Origin of the sequence: Lichenibacterium ramalinae (genome assembly GCF_004137085.1) — a bacterium.
GTDB lineage: Bacteria > Pseudomonadota > Alphaproteobacteria > Rhizobiales > Beijerinckiaceae > Lichenihabitans > Lichenihabitans ramalinae.
Genome location: NZ_QYBC01000016.1, coordinates 115,989 through 136,933, shown reverse-complemented (window position 1 = coordinate 136,933; position 20,945 = coordinate 115,989). Strand labels below are relative to the sequence as shown.

Below are 20,945 nucleotides of genomic sequence, written 5' to 3'. Positions count from 1 at the left end.
CGCAACGGCCGCCACGGCCCTTCCCCGGCCTTTACGCGCCGGCCCGCAGGTCCCAGGATGGCGGCATGACGACGCTCGGCTCCCGCCTCGACCTCGCGCTTTCGGCCCTGCAGCGCCGTTTCCCCGGGCCCGGCGGCGCCGCCGCGGTGCTGCGCGAGGGCGAGGTTCTGGCCAGGCACGCCTGGGGCTGGGCCGATGCCGAGCGCCGCATCGCCTTCACGCCCGCCACGCTGTTCCGCATGTGCTCCGTCACCAAGCAGTTCACCTGCGGGCTGATGCTGGAACTGTTCCCCGACCCGGCCGTGCTGGACGGGGCGGTGCGGGCCCGGCTGCCGAGGCTGCGGGGGGATGCCCCGACGGCACTGCACCTCGCCCACAACCAGTCGGGCCTGCGCGACTATTGGGCGCTCGCCATGCTGCACGGCGCGCCGGCCGAATCGCCCTTCGGCGAGGCCGAGGCCTCGGCCGTGATCGGCGGTGCCGAAACGCTGCAGTTCGCGCCCGGCACGCGCTATTCCTACTGCAACCAGAACTTCCGCATCCTGTCCGACGTCCTGGCGGAGCGGGCCGGCCGCAGCTTCGCCGAGCTGCTGGGCGAGCGCGTCCTGGCGCCGGCCGGCATGCGGACGGCCTTCCTGGCCGCCGAGACCCGCGCCATGCCGGACGGGACGCAGGGCTACGAGGGCAGCCAGGCCGGCGGCTTCCGCCCGGCCGTGAACCGCATCCTGTGGACCGGGGATGCCGGGCTCGGCGCGAGCCTCGACGACATGATCGCCTGGGAGCGCCACATCGACGCGACCCGCGATGACCCGGCCTCGCTCTACCGCCGCCTGTCCGCGCCGGTCGCCTTCGCCGACGGCACGCCGGCCGCCTACGGCTTCGGCCTCGCCCGCCACGGGTCCTTCGGCCAGCCCGTCACGGGGCACGGCGGCGCCCTGCGCGGATGGCGCAGCCACAGGCTGCATGCCGCCGCGGCCCGCGTCAGCGTGGTGGTGCTGTTCAACCACCTGTCCGACGCCCGGGCCGCCGCGCTCGACCTCCTCGCCGCCGTGCTCGACGCGGAGCGGCCGGAGCCGGAGGCGTCGCTGGCGGCGCCCGACTGGTGCGGCGCCTACCTGGAGCCCGAGACCGGGCTCTCGGCCCGGGTGGATGCGGCGGCGCCGGGCCAGGTGGGGCTGCGCTTCGGCCAGACGGCGGAGCGGCTCGACCTGCGCCCCGACGGCACGGCCGGCCGGGACGGGACGCGGCTGCGGCCCGGCGCCGACGGGCTCGGCCTCGAGCGGCCGGGCGACAACATGCGCACCACCCTCGTGCCCTGCGCGCCCGCCGACCCCGCCGCGGACCTCGACCTCGCCGGCCGCTACCACTGCGCCGAGCTCGACGCCGACCTGACCGTGACGGAGGCCGGCGGCCTGCTCTACGGGGCCTTCTCGGGGCGCCTCGGGCCCGGCCGCATGGAACTGCTGGAACCGGTGGGGCGGGACGTGCTGACCCTGCCGTGCTGGCGCGCCCTCGACCATACGCCGCCCGGGGACTGGACGCTGGCCTTCCGGCGCGACGCCGCCGGCCGGCCGCGCGGCGTCACGGTGGGGTGCTGGCTGGCGCGCGGCCTCCCCTACGAGCGCGTCGCGTGAAGGCCCCGACGCTGGGCTCCAGACGGTCTCGAGAACAGGCCGGCGCGTGATCGTCGGGCCCGAGGAGGGCGTGAGCCGGTCTCGGTCCGACGTTCGGCAAGGTCGCGGCATGGCGGGCGGAGGTTTGCTGCGAAGTCGCTCCCCTGCGCGGCGGCGACGGTCGAAGAGCAATCCGTCCCGCCGACGCTGGCTCGCCTCGTCGGCCAATCCTTCCGGTCGACCGGCGCCGTTCTCCGCCGATCGTCACCCGAGGACGGCGTCGATGGCCCGCGCGATCTCCGCCGCATGGGTTTCCAGGGCAAAATGGCCCGTGTCGAGGAAACGCACGTCGGCGTGGGGCAGGTCGCGGCGGAAGGCCTCGGCGCCCGGCGGCAGGAAGAAGGGGTCGTTCCGGCCCCAGATGGCCAGGAGCTTCGGCTGGTGCTGGCGGAAATAGGCCTGGAAGGCGGGATAGAGCGCGACGTTGGTGGCGTAGCTGCGGAACAGGTCGAGCTGGATCTCGTCGACCTCCGGCCGCTGCATGTACCAGGCGTCGAGCGCGCTGCCGTCCCGCGACACCAGCGACGTGTCGGGGACGCCGTGCTCGTACTGCCAGCGGATCGAGGCCGGGGTGAGCAGCGACCGCAGCGCCTGCCGGTTGCCGTCGCTCGGGTCGCGCCAATAGCGCTGGATCGGGTCCCACCCCTCGCTCAGGCCCTCCTCGTAGGCGTTGCCGTTCTGGGAAACGATGGCGGTCACGCGCTCGGGATGGGCCATGGCGAGGCGGAAGCCCGTGGGGGCGCCGTAGTCGAAGACGTAGAGCGCGTAGCGGTCGAGCCCGATCACCTCGGTGAAGCGGCCGATCACCTCGGCGAGCTTGTCGAAGCTGTAGTCGAACGCTCCCCGAGGCTTGATCTCGGACAGGCCGAAGCCGGGCAGGTCGGGGGCGACGAGGTGGAACCGGTCGGCCAGGAGGGGGATCAGGTCCCGGAACATGTGTCCGGACGACGGGAAGCCGTGCAGCAGCAGCAGCAGCGTCGGCCGGGTCCGGTCGCCGGCTTCGCGGTAGAAGATGTCGAAGCCGTCGACGTCGGCGGTGCGATAGCGGACCTGGGTCATGGGGTGTCCTCGGACAGGATGGGGTCGAGGACCGCCCGGCGTCCGGCCGAGCGGTCGGTCGGGAAAGGTCAGGCCTGGGACGACAGGGTGCGGGCGACCTCGGCGGCGCTGATGCCCTCCAGCGCCATGCCGTAGCCGATGCCCTCCTCGACGAGACGCCGCAGCCGCTGCGTCAGCGCGATGCGGGTGTAGCGGCTCGTCAGCGGCGGCAGGGACGCGATGCCGTCCGCGATCTCGTGGGCCCGGGCGAGCAGGCCGTCGGCCGGCACGATCTCGTTGACGACGCCCCAGGCCTTGGCGGTCTCGGCGTCGAGCACCTGGCGCGTGAGCAGGAAGTACCGGCCCCGGATCGAGCCGATCACCTCGGGCCACAGGACGTGCATGCCGTCGCCCGGCACGATGCCGAACTCGAAGTGGGGCTTGTCCTGGAACACGGTCTCGGGCGTCGCCAGGATGATGTCGGTCAGCAGCGCATATTCGCTGTGCAGCAGCACCGGGCCGTTGAGCGCCGTGATCATGGGCACTTCGACGTCGAGGATGTTGGACAGCACCTTGCGGCCCTCGCGCAGGATCTTGTCGTAGCCGCGCGGGGTGAAGAAGTCGAAGCCCTCGGGGCTGATCGCATCCATGAAGGCGTCGCCGGTGCCCGTCAGGATCACCACGCGGTTGTCCCGGTCCTCGCCGATGGCGTGGAACAGGTCGACGAACTGCTCGTGGGTGTGGCCGTCGAAGACGAGCTTGCCGCCAGCCGTGTGCAGCGCGACTTCGAGCACGCCGTTCGGCTTGCGGCTCAGGCGGGCGTTGGGGAAGGCGTCACGATAGGTGTCGAACCGGGTCATCGTCGTCGTCCTGATGGGGCCGGCACCGCCGGCGTCATGGACAGGGTCTAGGCGGTTCGCTCCAGGGGCGGACGAGGGCGCGGGGCGATAAGGCTTATGCCTGGCCGGAATGGCCGGCCGCGCCGTCGGCCATGCCGGCCTCCACGAACGTCGCGAAGGCCCGGGCCTTGGCGCTGGCCATGCGGCCCGTGGGGAACACCGCCCAGAGATCGATGGGCGGCAAGGTCCAGGCGGTCAGGACGCGGCGCACGCCGCCGCTCACGAGTTCGGGCGAGAACATCCAGTCGGAGGCGATCGTCAGTCCCATGTCGGCCAGCACCGCCGCCCGCAGGCCTTCGGCGGCGCTGACCCGCACGCGGCCGTGGACCGCCACCGACACCTCGGTTCCGGCCTGGGAAAAGCTCCAGGCGCTCGGAAGCTGGCTGTAGATGACGGCCTCGTGGCCGGCGAGGTCGGCCGGGTTGCGGGGTTCGCCGGCCCGCTCCAGGTAGGCCGGCGTGGCCACGACCGATCGGCCCCCGGTCGAGATCCTGCGGGCGACGGCCGACGAGTCGGGCAGGTCGCCCATGCGCAGCGACAGGTCGATCCCCTCGGCCACGAGGTCGATGACCCGGTCGTCGAGGACCACGTCGATCTCGAGCCCGGGATGGTCCGCCAGGAACCGGGGCAGCAGCGGCACCACGTGCAGCCGCGCGAAGGTGGTGGCGGCCGACACCCGCAGGCGGCCGGACAGGCCCGCGCCGGAGCCACGGGCGGCGATGTCCGCCTCGTCCGCCTCGGCGATGGCGGCACGGGCGCGTTCGAAGAAGCGCTGTCCGGCCTCGGTCGGAGACAGGCCATGCGTCGAGCGCACCAGCAGGCTCACCTGGAGCCGGCTTTCCAGCTGCGCGATCGTCTTCGAGACGGCCGGTTGGCCGACGTTGAGCTGCCGGGCCGCGGCCGAGAAGGAGCCGGTTTCCACCACCCGCACGAAGGTCGCCATCGCCTGGTACCGGTCCATGCCATTCCTTCGAAGAATGAGCGTTATTGCCCGGAGCCGCCTGCCATGTCGGGCCGCGCGGAGGCATCGTCTCCTGGACGCTCATATCCGAGCCGCCGAGGCCACACCATGCTCGACCTCTACGCCTTCGCCACCCCGAACAGCATCAAGGTGCCCATCGCGCTGGAAGAACTGGGGCTCGCCTACACGCTCCACGGCATCAACGTCCGCAAGGGCGAGCAGAAGGCGCCGGACTTCCTCGCCCTCAACCCGAACGGCAAGGTGCCGGTGCTGGTCGACGCCGAGGCGGAGGGCGGACGGTTGGTGCTGACCGAATCCGCCGCGATCCTGGTGTATCTCGCCGAGACGACGGGCCGCCTGCTGCCGGCCAGCGGCACAGGTCGGGCCCGCGTCTTCGAGCAGCTCTTCTTCCATGCGTCGGGTCTCGGCCCCGCCTTCGGCCAGGCCGGCTTCTTCCAGCGCCAGGCGGCCGAGCCGCAGCCGCTCGCCATCCAGCGCTTCTCGGCCGAGGCCGAGCGCACGCTCGGCATGCTCGACGGCACCCTGGCCGAGCGCCCCTACGTCGCCGGGGAAGCCTTCAGCATCGCCGACATCGCCCATTTCGGCTGGCTGTGGCGGCGCGAGTTCGCGGGCGTCTCCCTCGACGCGGTGCCGCATGTCGCGCGCTGGTACGCCGCGATGACGTCCCGGCCCGCGGTCGAACGCGCCATCGCGCGGGTGAATGCCCTCGTGCCGGCCCCCTGACGTCCCGGTCCATTCCCAGACGGAACGACGCTCGGTCGGACGCCGCCGCCACGGCCGCCGACACGGTCCGCTCACCCTCCACCCTGAGGCCATCCACGCCACCCCGGAGCCCCCACCATGACCCTGCAAGCCAAGCTCGACGCCTTCAAGGCCGACTTCGAAGCCGGCAAGCCGCCCTACAACGTGCCGTATTCGGTCATCGAGACCATGCACCGCGCCACCGCCGGACTGGTCGTGTCCGGCGCCGCAGCGCGCGCCCTGAAAGCCGGCGACAGGGCCCCGGACTTCACGCTGAGCGACCCCGACGGACGGCCGGTCTCCTCCGCCGACCTCCTCGCCCGCGGGCCGCTGGTGGTGAGCTTCTACCGGGGTGTCTGGTGCCCCTACTGCAACATGGAACTCCAGGCGCTGCAGGCCGCGCTGCCGCGGTTCGAAGCGCTCGGCGCCGCGCTGGTCGCCATCTCGCCCCAGACGGCGCCCAACAGCCGCAAGTCCGTGCGCCAGAACGACCTCGGCTTCCCGATCCTGTCGGACCCGCACAACGACGTCGCGGCCGCCTTCGGGCTGCGCTTCGCCATGCCCGACGAGCTGGTGGACCTCTACAAGGGGCTCAAGAACGACCTGCCGGCCTTCAACGGCGACGCGAGCTGGACGCTGCCCATGCCCGGCCGGTTCGTCATCGCGCAGGACGGGACGGTGCTCTACGCCGAGGTGAACCCGGACTACACACGCCGTCCCGAACCCGACGACATGCTCCCGGCGCTGCGCCGCGCCGCTTCCGTCGCGGCCTGACCCCGCCCCGCCCCCGCCACGGCGGCGGGGGCCAACCCGGAGCTCCCCATGTCACGCACCTTCCTCGTCACCGGCGCCAGCAAGGGCATCGGCCTCGCGCTCTCCCGGCGGCTGGCCGTCGACGGGCACCACGTCATCGGGGTGGCACGCCGGCAGGCGGAGGCTTTCCCCGGCACCTTCGTGCCGCTCGACCTCGGGGACGCGAACGCGACCAGCGCGGCGCTCGCCGACCTCGCCGGGCGTTTCGCCATCGACGGCATCGTCAACAACGTCGGGCTCGTCCGGCCTCAGCGGCTGGGAGCCATCGACCTGCCCGCCCTGGACGAGGTGCTGCGCGTCAACCTGCACCCGGCGGTCCTGGCCGTGCAGGCGGTGCTGCCGGGACTGAGGGAGCGGGGCTGGGGGCGCGTCGTCAACGTGTCCAGCCTCACCGTCCTCGGGGCGGTCGAGCGCACCGCCTATGCGGCCGCCAAGGCAGCACTGGTCAGCTTCACCCGAAGCTGGGCGCTCGAACTGGCGACGACCGGCATCACGGTCAACGCCGTGGCGCCGGGACCGACCGAGACCGAACTGTTCCGCGCCAACAACCCGCCCGGCAGCGATGGCGAGCGGCGCTACCTGTCGGGCGTCCCCATGGGACGCTTCGGCACGCCGGACGAGATCGCCGCCGTGATCGCCTTCCTGCTCTCGGACGGGGCCGCCTTCATGACCGGACAGACGCTGCACGTCGACGGCGGCGCCTCGGTCGGCAAGGCCGCTTTCTAGGGCGCTTTCGCCTTCGGCGGATCCGCTCCAGCTCCGAATCGAGAGCAGTCTCATCGGCTTGGAGCCGCCAAGGCGACTGCGAGCACGCCGATACTGCTCCAGGCGCGCGGGTGCGGAGAGCGCTCGTGGGGGGGCGGCGTGAGGGGCGATGCTCCAGCGGACGGTCCTGGCGCCGGGCGAGCAGCACGCACGAGTTTCCCTCGCTACAATGGCGGAAAGAATCAGGCAGATCTTTCCGTATGAGCAGCGAGTCAGTCCGGAGTTTCCTGGCCGAACATGCGCCGGACCTCACGATCATCGATCATGGCCGGAGCACCGCCACCGTCGCCGAGGCGGCGTCGACGCTGAATGTCGCCCCCGCCCGGATCGCCAAGACGCTGTCGCTGCGAGCGCCCGAAGGGGTTGTGCTGATCGTCGCGCGTGGCGACGCCCGCCTGGACAATGCGAAGCTGAAGGCGGCACTCGGCGGACGCGCCAGGATGGTCGGCCCGGACGAGGTGTCCTCGCTGACCGGTCATCCCGTCGGCGGCGTCTGCCCATTCGGCCTCGCCACCCCACTGCTGATCCTCTGCGATATCTCGTTGCGCGACTTCGCGACCGTCTTCCCTGCCGCGGGGTCGCAGACGAGTTCGATCGAGGTCGCTCCCGAACGTTTGGCGACGCTTGTCGGCGCCCGCTGGGTCGACGTGTGCAGCCCTGCCTTGCGGGATGGGTGAAGGGCTCGGCTTCTGACACGCCCTCCCTCCTGCGAGATGCCCGCCATCGATGCCGTCTCACCGCTTCGAGCCGCTGACACCAGCCGATCGTGGAACGTCGTGTCGCAACCGAGAGCGGCCGGTTCGGCCATCAAGGCGGCTACTGGCGCGTTCCGATCGACACCATCTCCTCCTCGCTCGCCATCGAGCCCCGCCCCGACCTGTGGACCCCATTCCCGTGATGACGACGCGTTTCATCGATTGGTTTTGGCGAGATCGGCACACGGGCCGGATCGTCATCGCGCAGTGGCCGAACACTTGGCTTTGGATCTTCGCCATCGCATCCGTCCTCGAACTGTACACCGGCACCGCGGAACCGGTCGGCATCGGCGTCCACATCGTCGCAACCGTGTCGTTGGTGGTTTGGGCCGGTGACGAGTTGCTGCGCGGCGTGAACCCGTGGCGGCGCTGCCTCGGGGTCGCAGTCCTCATCGGCTTGACGACCAGGCTCGTCGCCTGGTGAATGCTCGCGTCAGGTGGCGTGCCGCGGGAGTCATGATGTTCGGGCCTGTCGCATCCCCACACGGCAGCCCAAGGCCGCGGCGGGCCTCGAACTCCGGCTCGGCCAACTGAGAAACGAGGTCGCCCGAACGTTCCCAGGCCAGCCGTGATGCCCTGTCAGGTCGCGTAAGAGTTGAGGTAGCCGTACGACGTCGTGGAGTCAGACGTCACGCTGCCCGGGACCTGGTGACCGTTCAGATATTCACCGGAACGAGACGAGTAGCCGGTGTGGTAGTATCCGTCCGCCAATGTCGTTTCGGAAGCGTTCTGGAAGCTTACGGTGCTGTATGCGCCATCGGTGTGCGTCTCGATGTCGGATACGTTGTATGAGGTGACCTCTCCCGGTCCATACGAACCGACATACGAGCCGTACGAACCGCCTGCCTGATAGGACGAGTATCCGTAGATGCCCGTAATGTGATACAGGGGCGGATTGTGATAGGAAAAATCAGCGATGTGACTGTAACGATACGATGCGTTCGAATAGTCGTAGGATGTGCTCTGCTCGTATCCGCCCTTGAACGTCGTTGTGTTCTGCTCGAAGATGCTGCCGTTCTGGCCTTCGTAGGCGTAGCTGGAATACTGGCCCTGTTGCAGGTAGGCGTGCGTGCCGGGACCGTCGAGATAAGTCCTCGCGTCGAGGTGGCCGCCGGGACCGGGCACCGAATAATACCCGCCGCCGTAACCGTAGTCATCATACCCATAGCCCATTTGCCTGCCCCTCGATCGTTGCCGCTGTGCTTTCGTCGCCGACAAATTCCACGCCAATAAGGCGCCGCTCGGCGCCAGGATGTTTCGATTGAGCGGCCGTCGCGTGGTGGAGAAGGGTTCGACACGGTCTGGACGTCGTCCGGCCGTCCGGGCCGTGCCCTCTCGGGTCCCGACCAAGACGGCCGGAAGGCGCGGGTCCCCGCCAGCGGTCGGGTGGAATGGGGTGACTGTGATCCTCCCCCCTTGAAGTGGTCCGCCCTGGAGTATGGGTTTCGAGCCCTGGAGGACGGACGATATGGCAAAGCGGCATAGGCCCGAGGAGATCGTCACCAAGCTGCGTCAGGTCGATGTGCTGGTGTCACAAGGGTCGAGCGTGGCGGACGCGATCCGCAGCATCGGAGTGACGGAAGTCACGTACTATCGTTGGCGGCAGGAGTACGGCGCGCTGAAGTCGGATCAGATCAAGCGGATGAAGGACCTGGAGACCGAGAACAGCCGGCTGCGCAAGGCGATCGCGGACCTCACGCTCGATAAGCCGATCCTGCGGGAGGCATTCCGGGGAAACTTCTGAGCCGCGCTCGCCGACGCGTTTGCATCGACCATGTCCGTGATGTGCTGAACATTTCCGAGCGCCGCGCCTGCCGGGCGCTCGGTCAGCATCGGTCGACGCAACGCAAGGTGCCGCGGGGCCGCGACGACGACGAAGAACTCACGACCTGATGGAGTCGGCACGCCAGTACGGCCGATACGGCTACCGCAAGATCGGCGCCCTGCTGTGGGACGCTGGCTGGGTGGTCAACGACAAGCGCGTCGAGCGGATCTGGCGCCAGGAAGGGCTGAAGGTGCCGGCTCGGAAGCCGAAACGCGGGCGGCTGTAGCTGGGCGACGGCTCCTGCATACGGCTTCGGCCCGAGCGCCGGGATCACGTGTGGGCCTATGACTTCGTCGAGGAGCGGACCCACGATGGCCGTAAGTTCCGCACCCTCAACGTCGTCGATGAGTTTACCCATGAGTGCCTGGCCATCCGGGTCAGCCGCAAGCTGAAGTTGATCGACGTCCTGTCCGACCTGTTCGTCCTGCGCGGCGTGCCGGAGCATGTTCGTTCCGACAATGGCCCGGAGTTCATTGCCAAGGCCGTACAGAGATGGATCTCAGCCGTCGGAGCTGAAACTGCCTACATCGCGCCCGGTTCACCCAGGGGAATGGTTATATCGAAAGCTTCAACGCCCGCTTTCGGGACGAGCTGCTCAACGGCGAAATCTTCTATTCGCTCCGTGAAGCCGAGATCATCATCGAGAGCTGGCGTCGCCATGACAAGGCGATCAGGCCTCATGCATCGCTCGGGTACCGCCCGCCAGCCCCGGAAGTGGTGGTGCCAACCTACGCCGCTTGGCCGGCTGCGCTGACCCGACCTGCTCCGCGTCCCCGCTCGACGTGCTACACGACACTCACAACTCAGCCGCTGGTGCGGTGATCACCGACCCGACCACTGGCGACACCATCACGGTCTTCGGTGTCACCAAGGCCCAGCTGCTCCACAACAAGGCAGACATCAGTCTTCACATTTGAGAATAGGCGGGCGAGTCGTACCAGGCCCTGGCCTTGTCCAGGCTGTCGAACATGATGACGACGAGGCGCCCCTTCGAGCGGGACGGGATCCGCCCCCGCACGATGGAGCGGCCACCGAACGGCTTGAACGTGCCTTCCACGGCGGCGCTGCAGGGCTTGATCCCCTCCTCGTCGCTCACCTTGACGTCGGCGACGTCGTCGGCGGGAGCGCCCGTCGCGGCCCTGTCCCGCGAGGCGGCCGGGTCGGCGACGCCGAGCGCCGCCACCCCGACGGCCAGGACGCGGATGGGAGCGAAACGCATCAATCGTGCTCCCACGTCACGGACCACTTCTCTTCGGGCCTGGCGGATCGCAACGTCAGGTGCCCGTCGGTCGAGAACTGCATCACGCGCGGCAGGTCCCGACCGATCAGCGTGCGCACGAGGGAGCCTCGAACGTGATGCGTGACGGTGTGGGCCTGCTCGTCGACGTCGTAGCTGCCGAACGACGCCTCGTACCCATCTTTGGAATACGGGGAATTGGTCGTGGAGGAGATGTCCGACGCGGGATACATGACCTGCACCGAAACGTGCCCGTCGGCCGTGTAGACCAGCATGGCATCCCGGTCGTCGCGATGGGTCAGCGTCCCGTCGGGCGCCTGTTCCTCCATCGACACCATGTGCCAGGCCCCCACCAGCCTCGCCCTGTCGGGGCCGGCGGCGGCCTGCCCGGAAGACTGCGCGGGCGCGGATCCGCCGGCCGCGATCATGGCGACCACGGCGAGCGCCGCTGTTCTCATGGTTTGGGTTCTCATCGGCCGACCAACCTTTCGTGGGCTTCGGGGTATCGGGCTCCCGCGACCTCGATCCGCGCGGAAGCGTCATCGATCGCGCGCAGGTCGTCAGGGTTCAGCTCGACCGCCGCCGCGCCGAGGTTCTCCTCGAGCCGGTGGAGCTTCGTCGTGCCGGGGATCGGCACGATCCACGGCTTGCGGGCGAGCAGCCAGGCCAGCGCGACCTGGGCGGGGGTCGCCCGCCGTTCCGCCGCGAACCGGACGAGGACATCGACCAGGGCCCGATTGGACTCGCGGTTCTCCGCGGAGAACCGCGGCACGCTGTTGCGGAAATCCGAGCTGTCGAACGTGGTGCCGGCGTCGATGGCGCCCGTGAGGAAGCCCTTGCCGAGCGGGCTGAAGGGGACGAACGCGATGCCCAACTCCTCCAGGGTCGGCATGACCGTTTCCTCCGGCTGCCGCCACCACAGGGAATATTCGCTCTGCAGCGCCGCCACGGGCTGCACGGCGTGGGCCCGGCGGATGGTCGCGGCGCCGGCTTCGGACAGGCCGAAGGCCCTGACCTTGCCCGCCTGGATGAGGTCCCTCACGGCGCCGGCCACGTCCTCGATCGGAACGTCGGGATCGACACGGTGCTGATAGAAGAGGTCGATCGCGTCGACCCTCAGCCGCCTGAGCGACCCTTCCGCCGCTGCCCGGATGTGATCCGGCCGGCTGTTCAGGGTGGACCAGCGGTCAGTGTCGTCCGGGCCGGGCGCCCAGCCGAACTTCGTGGCGATCGTCACCCGGCCCTTGAACGGCGCCAGGGCCTCGCCGAGCAGGTCCTCGTTCGTCAGGGGGCCATAGACCTCGGCGGTATCGAAGAAGGTCACGCCGCGATCGACGGCGGCGTGGAGCAGCGCCGTCATGTCCGCTCTGTCCTTGGCCGGTCCGTACGACCAGCTCATGCCCATGCAGCCGAGGCCGAGGGCCGACACCTCCAGGCCGCTATTGCCGAGCTTTCGCGTCTGCATCCGTCGTGTCCCCGCTGCTGTGGTCGATGCCCGTGTCGTCACCCCGAGCGCGCCGGCTCAGCGTCGGGCGGGGGTCGTCGGGCTGAGGTTCCGGCTGGCGCCGATCGTCGACCGAGCGACGCCGACGAGGCTTTGTCGGCTGGCCGGCGGCGGCCTCACGCCAGGTGGTAGCCAGGCTTCTTGTGGAGGCTCTCGGGTTTGCCGAGGATGTCCGGCCTGTAGACCTTCTCGGCCCATTCGGCTGGATCGACATCCTCGATGCTGACCGAGACGGCATCCTCGTCGACCGTCGTGGTGGCGACGAGGGCCTGGGTGATGGCGGACGCCATGCGGGCCTTCGTCTCCTGGGACCGGCCCACGGCGATCTTCACGATGACGTGGGGCATCTCAGCCCTCGTACTGGAGGTCGGTGACGTGCTCCATCCAGTCGACGGGCGAGCCGTCGAGCTTCTCCTGGATGGCGATATGGCTCATCGCGGTCGTGGCGGATGCGCCGTGCCAGTGCTTCTCGCCCGGCTCGAACCAGACGACGTCACCCGGCCGGATGGCCTCGATCGGACCACCCTCGCGCTGAACCCGTCCGAGCCCGGCGGTGACGACGAGCGTCTGCCCGAGTGGGTGCGTGTGCCATGCCGTTCGGGCACCGGGTTCGAAGGTGACGAGAGCCAGTCCGACGCGGGCCGGCTCGGGCGGGTTGTTCAACGGATCGATGCGGACGGTTCCGGTGAACCAGTCGGCAGGCCCCTTGCCGGACGGCTGAGAGCCACTGCGCTTGATGTCCATCGCCTTCTCCCTCGCGACGCGTCGCTGCCTGATGCCGAGGAAGATAGCGCTCTCGCCCAAGCCCGATTAGAAGCTGAATTGCGGATGTCGTCATTAGAAATGCTAATCAATGAGTGACGCAAACCTCAACGACCTCGCGGCTTTCCTGGCCGTGGCGAGGGAGCGCAGCTTCACGCGCGCGGCCGCCAAGCTCGGCGTGTCGCAGTCGGCACTGAGCCAGACCCTCCGCAACCTCGAAGGGCGCCTCGGCCTGCGCCTGTTGACGCGCACGACGCGTAGCGTCGCGACGACGGAGGCGGGCGAGCGCCTGCTGCGATCGATCGGTCCCCGGGTCGACGGCATCAAGGCGGACCTGGCCGCCCTCCGTGAACTGAGGGAGAAGCCGGCCGGCCTCGTCCGCATCACGGCGGACGAGAACGCGGCGCGCACGATCCTGTGGCCCGCCATGGCGAGGCTCCTTCCCGACTACCCGGAGGTCAGGGTCGAGGTGGTCATCGACTACGGCCTCGCCGACATCGTCGCGGACCGCTACGACGCCGGAGTGCGCCTCGGCGGCATCATCGCCAAGGACATGATCGCGGTCCAGATCGGCCCCGAGATGCGCATGGCGACGGTCGGGTCTCCGTCCTACCTCGCGTCCAGGGCTGCGCCCGTGACGCCCCAGGACCTGACCGACCACGCCTGCATCAACCTGCGCCTCCCGACCTACGGCGGCCTCTACGCGTGGGAGTTCGAAGACGGCAAACGCGAGTTGAAGGTGCGGGTGGACGGGCAACTCGTCTTCAACAGCGTCCCGATGATCCTGGACGCCGTCCGATCCGGGTTCGGGCTGGCCCACGTGACCGAGGATCAGGTCGAGGCTGACATCGAAGCCGGGCGACTGGTCCGCGTGCTCGCCGACTGGTGCCGACCCTTCTCAGGCTACCACCTCTATTACCCGAGCCGGCGCCAACCCTCGTCCGCCTTCGGTCTGGTGGTGGATGCGCTCCGCTTCAGAGGAGTGCCGTCGTGATCCGCGGGCGTCCACGACGGCCACGAATCCGCCGGAGTCGCGCTTACCGTTTATGGTGAGCGGGCTCGCCCCATCCTCGAAGCTCCGGAGATGTCCGCTTCCGAGCATAACTTCTCGACGGCAGCCGTTCTGGACTCCGCCCGGAACCGACGTTGCGCGACCCGCCGCTGTCGAGACACCGAGTCCGGATCGTGTGATCGACGTCATGCTCCGAACCTATCGCTAGAGCAGATCGCGATCAGGTCGAGTCACCTGATCGCGTGAAGATGCTCGCAAAAACATGGCACTAGAGCTGAAGTCGCGAGCCAAGGCGAGCGGCGACGGCTCTAGACGGGAGAACACGCCTGCAGCGGTGCTCTTCCATGGCGTGAGACGCCGTGACCGAGCGAGCAGCAGTCCGCGTCACAGGCATCGCTCGTCGGCCGCTGGTGAGCGGCCTTGACCGCTCATGAGGCGGCAGAGCTGTCGACCGGACGACAGCGTCGGCAGCGTCTGTCCGGGTGGCTGCCTCGACCAGAGGACGAGCCCGGACTGGCAGTCGTAGATGGCCACGATCTCGCCCTGCTCCTCGCAGGTGTCATGGCGCTCCGCGCTCCGGGACGGCGACCAGCAGCCCATGAGGAGCGTCACCGCCACGCCGCTTGGCACGATCCAAGTCCGGGCCTTGCCCATCCCGCGCAGCACCATCATTCGGAACTCCGATGTGGAAGGTTTCAGGACGGCGACAGGCCACGCACGATCGCGAGGCTCATGAGAAAGATGCCGGCGAGCGACCCGGCCACGGCCAGCGCGATCCGGTTGCCGCACCGGGTCAGGGTGCGGATGTCGACGTTGAGGCCGAGTGCCGCCATGGACACGACGGTCAGCAGGTGAGCGGCGACCGCGGCAGGTTCGACGAATGCGCCGGGCAGGAGGCCCGCCGAGCGGCACGATGCCAGGCCGACGAAGCCCACCAGGAACCAGGGGACGAAGGTCGAGACCGATGCCGCGATCCGGGGAGGTTCGCATGTCTCCGGCGGGGATCGATCAGTCCCGACGACGCGACGCGCGCGGCACACCTGGACACCGGCGATGCCCAGGACGACCGGGCCGAGCATGAGCACGCGCGACAGTTTGACGATGGTGCCGATCTGGCTGCTCAGGATTCCGACCGGCGCTGTCGCGGCCAGCACCTGAGGGATGGAATAGACGGTCAACCCCGCCAGTTCGCCGTACTGAGCCGGCGTCAGGTGTAGGATGGGGATGAGGGTCGGCAGGGTCAGCACGACGAGGAGGCCGAACACGGCGGTGAAGGACACGGCCGTGGTGATGTCGCGGGCATCGGCGCCGACGAGGGGCGCGACGGCGCCGATCGCCGCGTTCCCGCAGATCGCGTTTCCGCAGGCGATCAGGACCGAGAGCCGATGGGGCAATCCCCAGGCCCGTGCGAAGCCATAGCTGCCAGTGACGGCGGCCACCACGAGCAGGCCGACGCTGAGGATCGTGGTGGGCCCAAGCCGCGACAGCGTGTTCGCGTCGATCGAGGCGCCGATCAGCACCACGGAACATTCGAGCAGGACTTTGGCGCTGCAGGTGATGCCCTGCGCCCAGGCCGCGCCCGGCCGCCACACGGCGCGGACGGACGTCCCGAGAAGGATCGCGAGAACGACGGGATCGACGAACAGCCGACCCGTCAGGGCGATCTCGGCGGGCACGAGGCGATCGGCCAGGAGCGCGACGGCGACGCACAGCATGACGCCGGGAAGGATGCGCGCCAGCAGGACGATGCGGTTCAGGGCGAGGGTGGTCATGGTTGACCGACGACGAGGAGAGGGCAGGGCAGGTCCGGAGACGATGGCGGTTCCCGGGGCGAGCGCAGCCGCGGGCCGTCACGCGCGGGCGAAGACCAGGGGCTGCCGTGGCAACGAGGCGACCTCGGGTTCGGTCAGGCCGAGATTGGCGGCGACGAGGTGGGCCGGCACGGTCGAGAGCCACCGGGACAGGGAGCTTTCGGCATAGCTCGGAGCGTCGTGAACACCGACGAAGTGGCAGGGTTCGGCCCCGATGTTCTGCACGATGTGCCCCATGGCACGCGGCAGGTAGGCACAGTCGCCGGCCGCCAGTTCCGCCGTCGCCATCCGCTTGTCGGCTTCGAAGATCGTCACCTTCGTGCGACCCTTCAGGAGGAAGTGCCATTCGTTGGCGCCGGGATGCCAGTGCGGCGTGTGGATCGCCCCCGGCTGCAGGGTCTGGACGAAGCCCGTCATCGTGCCGGACACCGGGAAGGCCGCCGCTGACGCGACCCGGAGGGACCCCGCCTCGGTCTCGATCAGCGGGCTGGACCCCGACAAGGCGTAGCGGTGCGATCGCTTCGCATCGAGGCGTTGCTCCGCCGTCGCGCGGGCGCCGTCGAGCGGCACCACGGGGCCCTGCATGATGTAGGTCTCGCCTTCGGGCAGTCGCCGGGCCAAGGCCTCATCGACGCCGAGCGTGGTGCGGAGCATGGGCCCATCGAGGCGGCTCATGAAGTCGCTGAGCCCGAACGTTCCATGTTCGCCGTAACGTCCGTCGTCGAAGGTCAGGATGGCGTGACAGGGCGTCGTACCGAGGGCCTGGATCGCATGGGCGTGGCCGGCCGGAAACGACCATGTGTCGCCGGGCCCGAAGTTGACGACCTCCATGACCCCGTCGGGGTCCACGATCGTGGCCTGGCAGCGGCCCGCGATGACGTAGGCCCATTCGGCGGAGGCGTGCCAGTGCATCTCCCGGACCCCGCCGGGATTGAGGAACAGGTGGGCGCCAGCGATTCCGGTCGCGATGGGAAGCTGGTTGGTCGTCAGGTCGCGGGCCCAGCCACCCGAGGTCGCCTTGATCGGCCCGGAATCGAGGGAGGCCGAGAAGGCCTGCCCGGTTCCGGGCTTGCGCGGAAGCGTGCGGACGAAGGCGGATGCCGGGGTGGCCTCGTCGCCTGCGGCGCGCCCATCGCCATCGGCCGCGGCGGCCCTCGAGGCCGCGAAGGTTCCGGCTCCGATTGCGAGACCGCTGAGGATCTTCCGCCGCTCGACGTCCATGGCCGTCTCCGAAGTGCTCTGCACATCCGCGGCAGCGTCGAAGCGCTCAAGCTGAAGACGACCCGCCCTCGCACTGTCGATCGCGCGCCGCGCGATTGCATCATCCGAACGGATGAGACATAAACTACTCCTGAACCTGTCTACGAGATCGAGCCTGATACCGGATCGCCGGGAGACTGTTCGATGCAGACCACCGAGATCGAGCATCTATCGCAGGTGCTGGCCGCCTTCTACGACGCCACGCTCGATCCGGTGACGTGGCCGGCAGCGCTGGAGGCCGCGTGCGCATACCTCGACGGAGCGGCGGCCAACATCTTTTGGCAGGACCCCGTCGTACAGAGTGCGGTGATCTTTCACTCCTGGAACGACGACCCCGAGTTCATCGAGAGTTATGTCAGTCACTACGTGCGACTCAATCCTTTCTTCCCCGCCATCACCTTCATCGATCCCGGCGTTGTCTTCAGTGGCGGCGACATCATCCCGCATCCTGAGTTTCACAGGACGCGTTTTTTCGAGGAATGGGTGCAGCCGCAAGGCCTCATCGATGTGATTGGGGTCAACCTTTATCGGTTCTCGACGAGCGCCGCCTGTTTCTCGGTGCGACGCAGCAGAGCCCAGGGTGTCGTCGACGAGGAGATGCGACGCCGCATGGCTCTCATCGCACCTCACGTGCGTCGGGCCGTGATGATCGGGCGCGAGATCGATCGGCAGAAGTCGCTGTCGACGAAACTGGGCGCGATCCTGGATTCCGTGACGGCCGGCGCTTTCCTGGTCAATGCGACGGGGCGGATCGACTTCACGAACGAAGCGGGAGATGCCCTGCTCAAGGACGGTGGGCTGTTGAGACTGCGGGACGGCTCGCTCACGGCGGTCGATCCCGAGGCCAACCACGCGCTTCGGGCCAGTCTCGCCGCCACGGCTGTCGGGACCGACGTTTCGCTGGGACTCGGTTCGCCTTCGATCCTGCTCGCGAGCCGAACCGGAGAGCGGTTCCTGGCTCACGTCCTCCCTTTGTCGTCGGGCGCCAGACAGAAAGCCAGTCTCGGTTACTCTGCCACGGCCGCCATCTTCGTGCGGCGGGCCGAGATCCCGGTGGTCTCGGGTGTCGAAGCGATCGCCAGATCACACAAGCTGACACCCAGCGAGATGAGGGTGTTGCAAGCGGTCGGAACCGGCGGAAGCGTCCGCGAGATCGCCGATGCGCTGGGCGTCAAATCGGCGACCGTGAAAACGCATCTGGCCTCGATCTTCCGCAGGACGGGTGCCCGCCGTCGCTCCGACCTCCTGAGGCAGATCGCGTCGCACGGTAATCCCATCTGACGGTGCATGTTGGGATCGTGGTATGTCTTGAGCGGTCGTCCGAATGTCGCTTATCGTCCAGAAAATCAGCCGATCCACTTCCGCCCATCCAGAACCGCATGCGCCGAGCGCGCGATCAGCTTCTGACCTTCGCCGCCTTCCCCGGACGGATCGAGGCCCGCAACAACGCCCGCGAGCGCGACCCGAGGCCCGCCGTGTTCCGGCGCAAGAACACCAACGGCTATGGCGCCATGTGATCCGCCACGGGCGAGGCCGCCGTACGGACAGTGGTGACCACCGCGTACATCACCTCTGGCGCGAGCACATTCAGCACCGTGTCGAGCGCCACCGGCACAGGCCGTCGCTCAGCCGAACTCCACATCCGATGGATGGTTACGCCGATCCTTCCATCTTGCCCGCGCTGTCGAAGCACTCAGCAGATGTGAACTTGCAGACGCGATCGATGGCCGGGACCATGATCGGCTTTCCGCCGGCATGACGCTGCTCACAACAGTCGATGTGCACGTAGCCGATCTCGTGTGTCTCGGAGCGCCTGCGCGCCTGCGCCGTCTCGGCTGTCAGAAATGAAGACGCGGCGTCGTGCAGGCGTTGCCGTGAAGAACGCTTGCCAAGGGTCATCCTCCCGACGCGTCAGGATCGATGATGCACCATCACACACCGGGATTGCATGCTCAAACGAAGGAGCGAGCAGCCCCGTCAAGCTCCATGCGGAGTGACGATCATCACACTCGCGCACAGATCGCCAGTCCGTAAATTTCTGTAGTCCGACAGTCGATAGCTTGACAGGTCGGTGCTGTCGAGACGAGGTTGTGTCTGCTGTTTGATTTCACCTCGTTGCGAGCCAGCCATGTCGTATCGCATCAGATCTCTGCTCGCTGGCGCCGCATCCTGTGCGGTTGTGGGCTATGTCGGTCCTGCCGCGGCACAGCCGCCGCAGATGGGCGGCACCCTTCGCATCCTGGGAACAGCGGATATCGATCATTTCGATCCCACATCGGCGGCCCTGGTCACGACCAACAACTTCCTACGCGCCGTGTCCCGGCAACTCGTCAGCTACGAGGCCTCCGCGGATCCGCAGATGCAGATCGAACCCAAGCCCGACCTGGCAACGGAGATCCCGCAACCCACCGACAATGGCCTGCGCTATACCTTCACCCTGCGTCCCGGGGTCATGTGGGGTACTCCGACAGGAGCCCGGCCAATCGTCGCGGCCGACTTCAAGCGGGGCATGAAGCGCATGTGCAATCCCGCGCTCGGCTCGGCGGCGCTGACCTATTACGTCGACCTGATCGTGGGCATGCGGTCCTTCTGCGATGGCTTCGCCAAGGTCAAGCCGACCGTGGAGGCCATGAAGGCCTATATCGAGTCCGACGACATCGCGGGGATCGAGACACCCGACGACCGTACGATCGCCATCCGCCTCACCGAGAAGGCGGGCGACTTCATCTCCATGCTCTCGTTGCCGACAGCGGCTCCCGCGCCTGTCGAGGTGCTGGGCACGATGCCGGACGGGCCCGACTACCGGTCCAAGTTCATCGCCAGCGGGCCCTACACGGTCGCCGAATACGCCCCCGACTCCTCGCTCAAGCTGAAACGCAATCCAGCCTGGAAGGCGGAATCCGATCCGTTGCGGAAGGCCTACGTGGACGCGATCGAGATCACCTTCGGCTTGCAGGCCGATGCCGTGATCCAGCAACTGCAGTCGGGCGACGGCGACATGGTCTACGACGTGACCATCCCGTCGGCCACGCTGCAGACCCTGCAGGCTTCTCACGACGACAAGCTGTCCACCATCGCGACGGGCCGGACCACCTTCCTGTTCATCAACACCGTGTCGGCCAACAACAACGGCGCGCTGAAGACCTTGAAGGTCCGGCAAGCCCTGCAATATGCGATCGACAAGGCCGCCATCGTCCAGCAGATGGGTGGCTCCCTGGTTGCCGCCCCCCAGAACGGCATCTTCGGGCCGGGCGTGCTCGGCTACCACGACTTCGCACCCTATGGGGCGGGCGACGCGACCAGGGCCAAGGCGCTTCTGGCCGAGGCGGGTTTCCCGAACGGGCTGACGCTGAAGATGCCGTTCCGAAATCAGAACGACGAGCCGGCGATCGCCCAGACGATCCAGGCTAGCCTGGCCAAAGCCGGTTTCCAGGTGGAGCTGACGCCCGTTGCGCCTGCGGATTACTATTCCAAATTCATGACCAACACGCGCAACACCAAGGAAGGAACGTGGGACATTGCCCCCGTCGCCTGGTCCCCGGACTGGGTCGGCGGGGCGGCCCGGTCGGTGTTCCAGCCGCAGTTCACGTTCAACGGCACGCACCAGACCTACGACTATACGGATTACAACAACCCGGAAGCCGACAAGATCGCCGCCGAGGCCATCGACGCCACGATCCCCGCGACATCCGCGGCGCTCTGGGCGAAGGTGGACGAGACCGTGATGGCGGATGCGCCCGTCGTGCCCTATGCCGCGCCCAAGGTGGTCCTGTATCACGGCGAGGCCGTGCAGAACTTTCTGCCCTATGCCATCGGCGCCCAGGGCGACTGGACGAACGTCTGGTTGTCGCGCTGATGGTGGCGACAC

General features: G+C 68.3%; 22 protein-coding genes and 2 pseudogenes. 11 read left to right on the top strand and 13 right to left on the bottom strand.

Features of this window, described 5'->3' with window-relative positions; genetic code table 11:
* The first annotated feature begins 65 nt into the window (after positions 1 to 65).
* On the top strand, positions 66 to 1,634 hold the full coding sequence (locus D3272_RS18790; RefSeq protein WP_129220745.1) for a D-aminopeptidase: 1,569 nt from the start codon (positions 66 to 68) through the stop codon (positions 1,632 to 1,634).
* 243 nt (positions 1,635 to 1,877) lie between these two features.
* Here the strand turns inward: D3272_RS18790 and D3272_RS18785 are convergent, their stop codons facing one another.
* From D3272_RS18785 to D3272_RS18775, 3 genes are all read right to left on the bottom strand, one after another.
* Positions 1,878 to 2,732, bottom strand: a complete 855-nt coding sequence (locus tag D3272_RS18785; RefSeq protein ID WP_129220744.1) for an alpha/beta fold hydrolase — start codon at positions 2,730 to 2,732, stop codon at positions 1,878 to 1,880.
* A gap of 68 nt (positions 2,733 to 2,800) precedes the next feature.
* On the bottom strand, positions 2,801 to 3,571 hold the full coding sequence (locus D3272_RS18780) for an enoyl-CoA hydratase/isomerase family protein (RefSeq protein WP_129220743.1): 771 nt from the start codon (positions 3,569 to 3,571) through the stop codon (positions 2,801 to 2,803).
* A gap of 94 nt (positions 3,572 to 3,665) precedes the next feature.
* The gene (locus D3272_RS18775; RefSeq protein WP_129220742.1) at positions 3,666 to 4,571 is read right to left on the bottom strand and encodes a LysR family transcriptional regulator; all 906 of its coding nucleotides are present in this window, start codon (positions 4,569 to 4,571) and stop codon (positions 3,666 to 3,668) included.
* A 108-nt stretch (positions 4,572 to 4,679) separates the two neighbouring features.
* On the opposite strand from D3272_RS18775, the gene D3272_RS18770 reads away from it, so the two are divergent.
* The 5 genes from D3272_RS18770 (at position 4,680) to D3272_RS18750 (ending at position 8,090) form a co-directional block, all read left to right on the top strand.
* On the top strand, positions 4,680 to 5,315 hold the full coding sequence (locus D3272_RS18770; RefSeq protein ID WP_129220741.1) for a glutathione S-transferase family protein: 636 nt from the start codon (positions 4,680 to 4,682) through the stop codon (positions 5,313 to 5,315).
* A gap of 117 nt (positions 5,316 to 5,432) precedes the next feature.
* Positions 5,433 to 6,107: a peroxiredoxin-like family protein gene (locus D3272_RS18765; RefSeq protein ID WP_129220740.1), complete on the top strand. Its 675-nt coding sequence runs from the start codon at positions 5,433 to 5,435 to the stop codon at positions 6,105 to 6,107.
* 48 nt (positions 6,108 to 6,155) lie between these two features.
* Positions 6,156 to 6,872, top strand: coding sequence for an SDR family oxidoreductase (locus tag D3272_RS18760; protein WP_129220739.1), 717 nt, complete (start codon positions 6,156 to 6,158; stop codon positions 6,870 to 6,872).
* 239 nt (positions 6,873 to 7,111) lie between these two features.
* Positions 7,112 to 7,588: a YbaK/EbsC family protein gene (locus D3272_RS18755; RefSeq protein WP_129220738.1), complete on the top strand. Its 477-nt coding sequence runs from the start codon at positions 7,112 to 7,114 to the stop codon at positions 7,586 to 7,588.
* Between the two features lie 220 nt (positions 7,589 to 7,808).
* Positions 7,809 to 8,090, top strand: coding sequence for a hypothetical protein (locus tag D3272_RS18750; RefSeq protein ID WP_129220737.1), 282 nt, complete (start codon positions 7,809 to 7,811; stop codon positions 8,088 to 8,090).
* Between the two features lie 155 nt (positions 8,091 to 8,245).
* On the opposite strand, the gene D3272_RS18745 is transcribed toward D3272_RS18750, so the two are convergent.
* Entirely contained in the window at positions 8,246 to 8,839 is a 594-nt protein-coding gene (locus D3272_RS18745) for a hypothetical protein (RefSeq protein ID WP_129220736.1), read from the bottom strand.
* A gap of 295 nt (positions 8,840 to 9,134) precedes the next feature.
* Between D3272_RS18745 and D3272_RS18740 the strand changes: the two are divergent.
* Positions 9,135 to 10,313 (top strand): annotated as a pseudogene (locus tag D3272_RS18740) (IS3 family transposase).
* An 85-nt stretch (positions 10,314 to 10,398) separates the two neighbouring features.
* On the opposite strand, the gene D3272_RS18735 reads toward D3272_RS18740, so the two are convergent.
* The 5 genes from D3272_RS18735 to D3272_RS18715 form a co-directional block, all read right to left on the bottom strand.
* Positions 10,399 to 10,710, bottom strand: coding sequence for a DUF1330 domain-containing protein (locus D3272_RS18735; RefSeq protein ID WP_129220735.1), 312 nt, complete (start codon positions 10,708 to 10,710; stop codon positions 10,399 to 10,401).
* Positions 10,710 to 11,186: a lipocalin-like domain-containing protein gene (locus D3272_RS18730; protein ID WP_165361417.1), complete on the bottom strand. Its 477-nt coding sequence runs from the start codon at positions 11,184 to 11,186 to the stop codon at positions 10,710 to 10,712. The genes D3272_RS18735 and D3272_RS18730 overlap by 1 nt, the downstream gene beginning before the upstream one ends.
* A gap of 11 nt (positions 11,187 to 11,197) precedes the next feature.
* On the bottom strand, positions 11,198 to 12,193 hold the full coding sequence (locus tag D3272_RS18725) for an aldo/keto reductase (RefSeq protein WP_129220733.1): 996 nt from the start codon (positions 12,191 to 12,193) through the stop codon (positions 11,198 to 11,200).
* A 155-nt stretch (positions 12,194 to 12,348) separates the two neighbouring features.
* Positions 12,349 to 12,579, bottom strand: a complete 231-nt coding sequence (locus tag D3272_RS18720; protein ID WP_129220732.1) for a tautomerase family protein — start codon at positions 12,577 to 12,579, stop codon at positions 12,349 to 12,351.
* A 1-nt stretch (position 12,580) separates the two neighbouring features.
* Positions 12,581 to 12,976, bottom strand: coding sequence for a (R)-mandelonitrile lyase (locus D3272_RS18715; protein WP_129220731.1), 396 nt, complete (start codon positions 12,974 to 12,976; stop codon positions 12,581 to 12,583).
* Positions 12,977 to 13,085: 109 nt separating this feature from the next.
* Here D3272_RS18715 and D3272_RS18710 point away from each other — a divergent pair, with 109 nt between their 5' ends.
* Positions 13,086 to 13,988: a LysR family transcriptional regulator gene (locus tag D3272_RS18710; RefSeq protein ID WP_129220730.1), complete on the top strand. Its 903-nt coding sequence runs from the start codon at positions 13,086 to 13,088 to the stop codon at positions 13,986 to 13,988.
* 402 nt (positions 13,989 to 14,390) lie between these two features.
* Here D3272_RS18710 and D3272_RS18705 read toward each other — a convergent pair whose 3' ends face one another.
* The 3 genes from D3272_RS18705 to D3272_RS18695 form a co-directional block, all read right to left on the bottom strand.
* Positions 14,391 to 14,678, bottom strand: coding sequence for a hypothetical protein (locus tag D3272_RS18705; protein WP_129220729.1), 288 nt, complete (start codon positions 14,676 to 14,678; stop codon positions 14,391 to 14,393).
* Between the two features lie 23 nt (positions 14,679 to 14,701).
* Positions 14,702 to 15,778: a YeiH family protein gene (locus tag D3272_RS18700; RefSeq protein ID WP_129220728.1), complete on the bottom strand. Its 1,077-nt coding sequence runs from the start codon at positions 15,776 to 15,778 to the stop codon at positions 14,702 to 14,704.
* Positions 15,779 to 15,856: 78 nt separating this feature from the next.
* Positions 15,857 to 17,245: a cupin domain-containing protein gene (locus D3272_RS18695; protein WP_129220727.1), complete on the bottom strand. Its 1,389-nt coding sequence runs from the start codon at positions 17,243 to 17,245 to the stop codon at positions 15,857 to 15,859.
* On the opposite strand from D3272_RS18695, the gene D3272_RS18690 reads away from it, so the two are divergent.
* Complete coding sequence (locus D3272_RS18690) at positions 17,222 to 18,358, top strand: helix-turn-helix transcriptional regulator (protein ID WP_129220726.1); 1,137 nt, start codon at positions 17,222 to 17,224, stop codon at positions 18,356 to 18,358. The genes D3272_RS18695 and D3272_RS18690 overlap by 24 nt on opposite strands.
* 98 nt (positions 18,359 to 18,456) lie before the next feature.
* Positions 18,457 to 18,594: a hypothetical protein gene (locus D3272_RS28450; RefSeq protein ID WP_129220725.1), complete on the top strand. Its 138-nt coding sequence runs from the start codon at positions 18,457 to 18,459 to the stop codon at positions 18,592 to 18,594.
* A 139-nt stretch (positions 18,595 to 18,733) separates the two neighbouring features.
* Here D3272_RS28450 and D3272_RS18680 read toward each other — a convergent pair.
* Positions 18,734 to 18,955, bottom strand: a pseudogene (locus D3272_RS18680) (IS481 family transposase); the annotation flags it as partial.
* Positions 18,956 to 19,205: 250 nt separating this feature from the next.
* Between D3272_RS18680 and D3272_RS18675 the strand changes: the two are divergent.
* Positions 19,206 to 20,933: an ABC transporter substrate-binding protein gene (locus D3272_RS18675; RefSeq protein ID WP_129220724.1), complete on the top strand. Its 1,728-nt coding sequence runs from the start codon at positions 19,206 to 19,208 to the stop codon at positions 20,931 to 20,933.
* Positions 20,934 to 20,945: the final 12 nt, after the last annotated feature.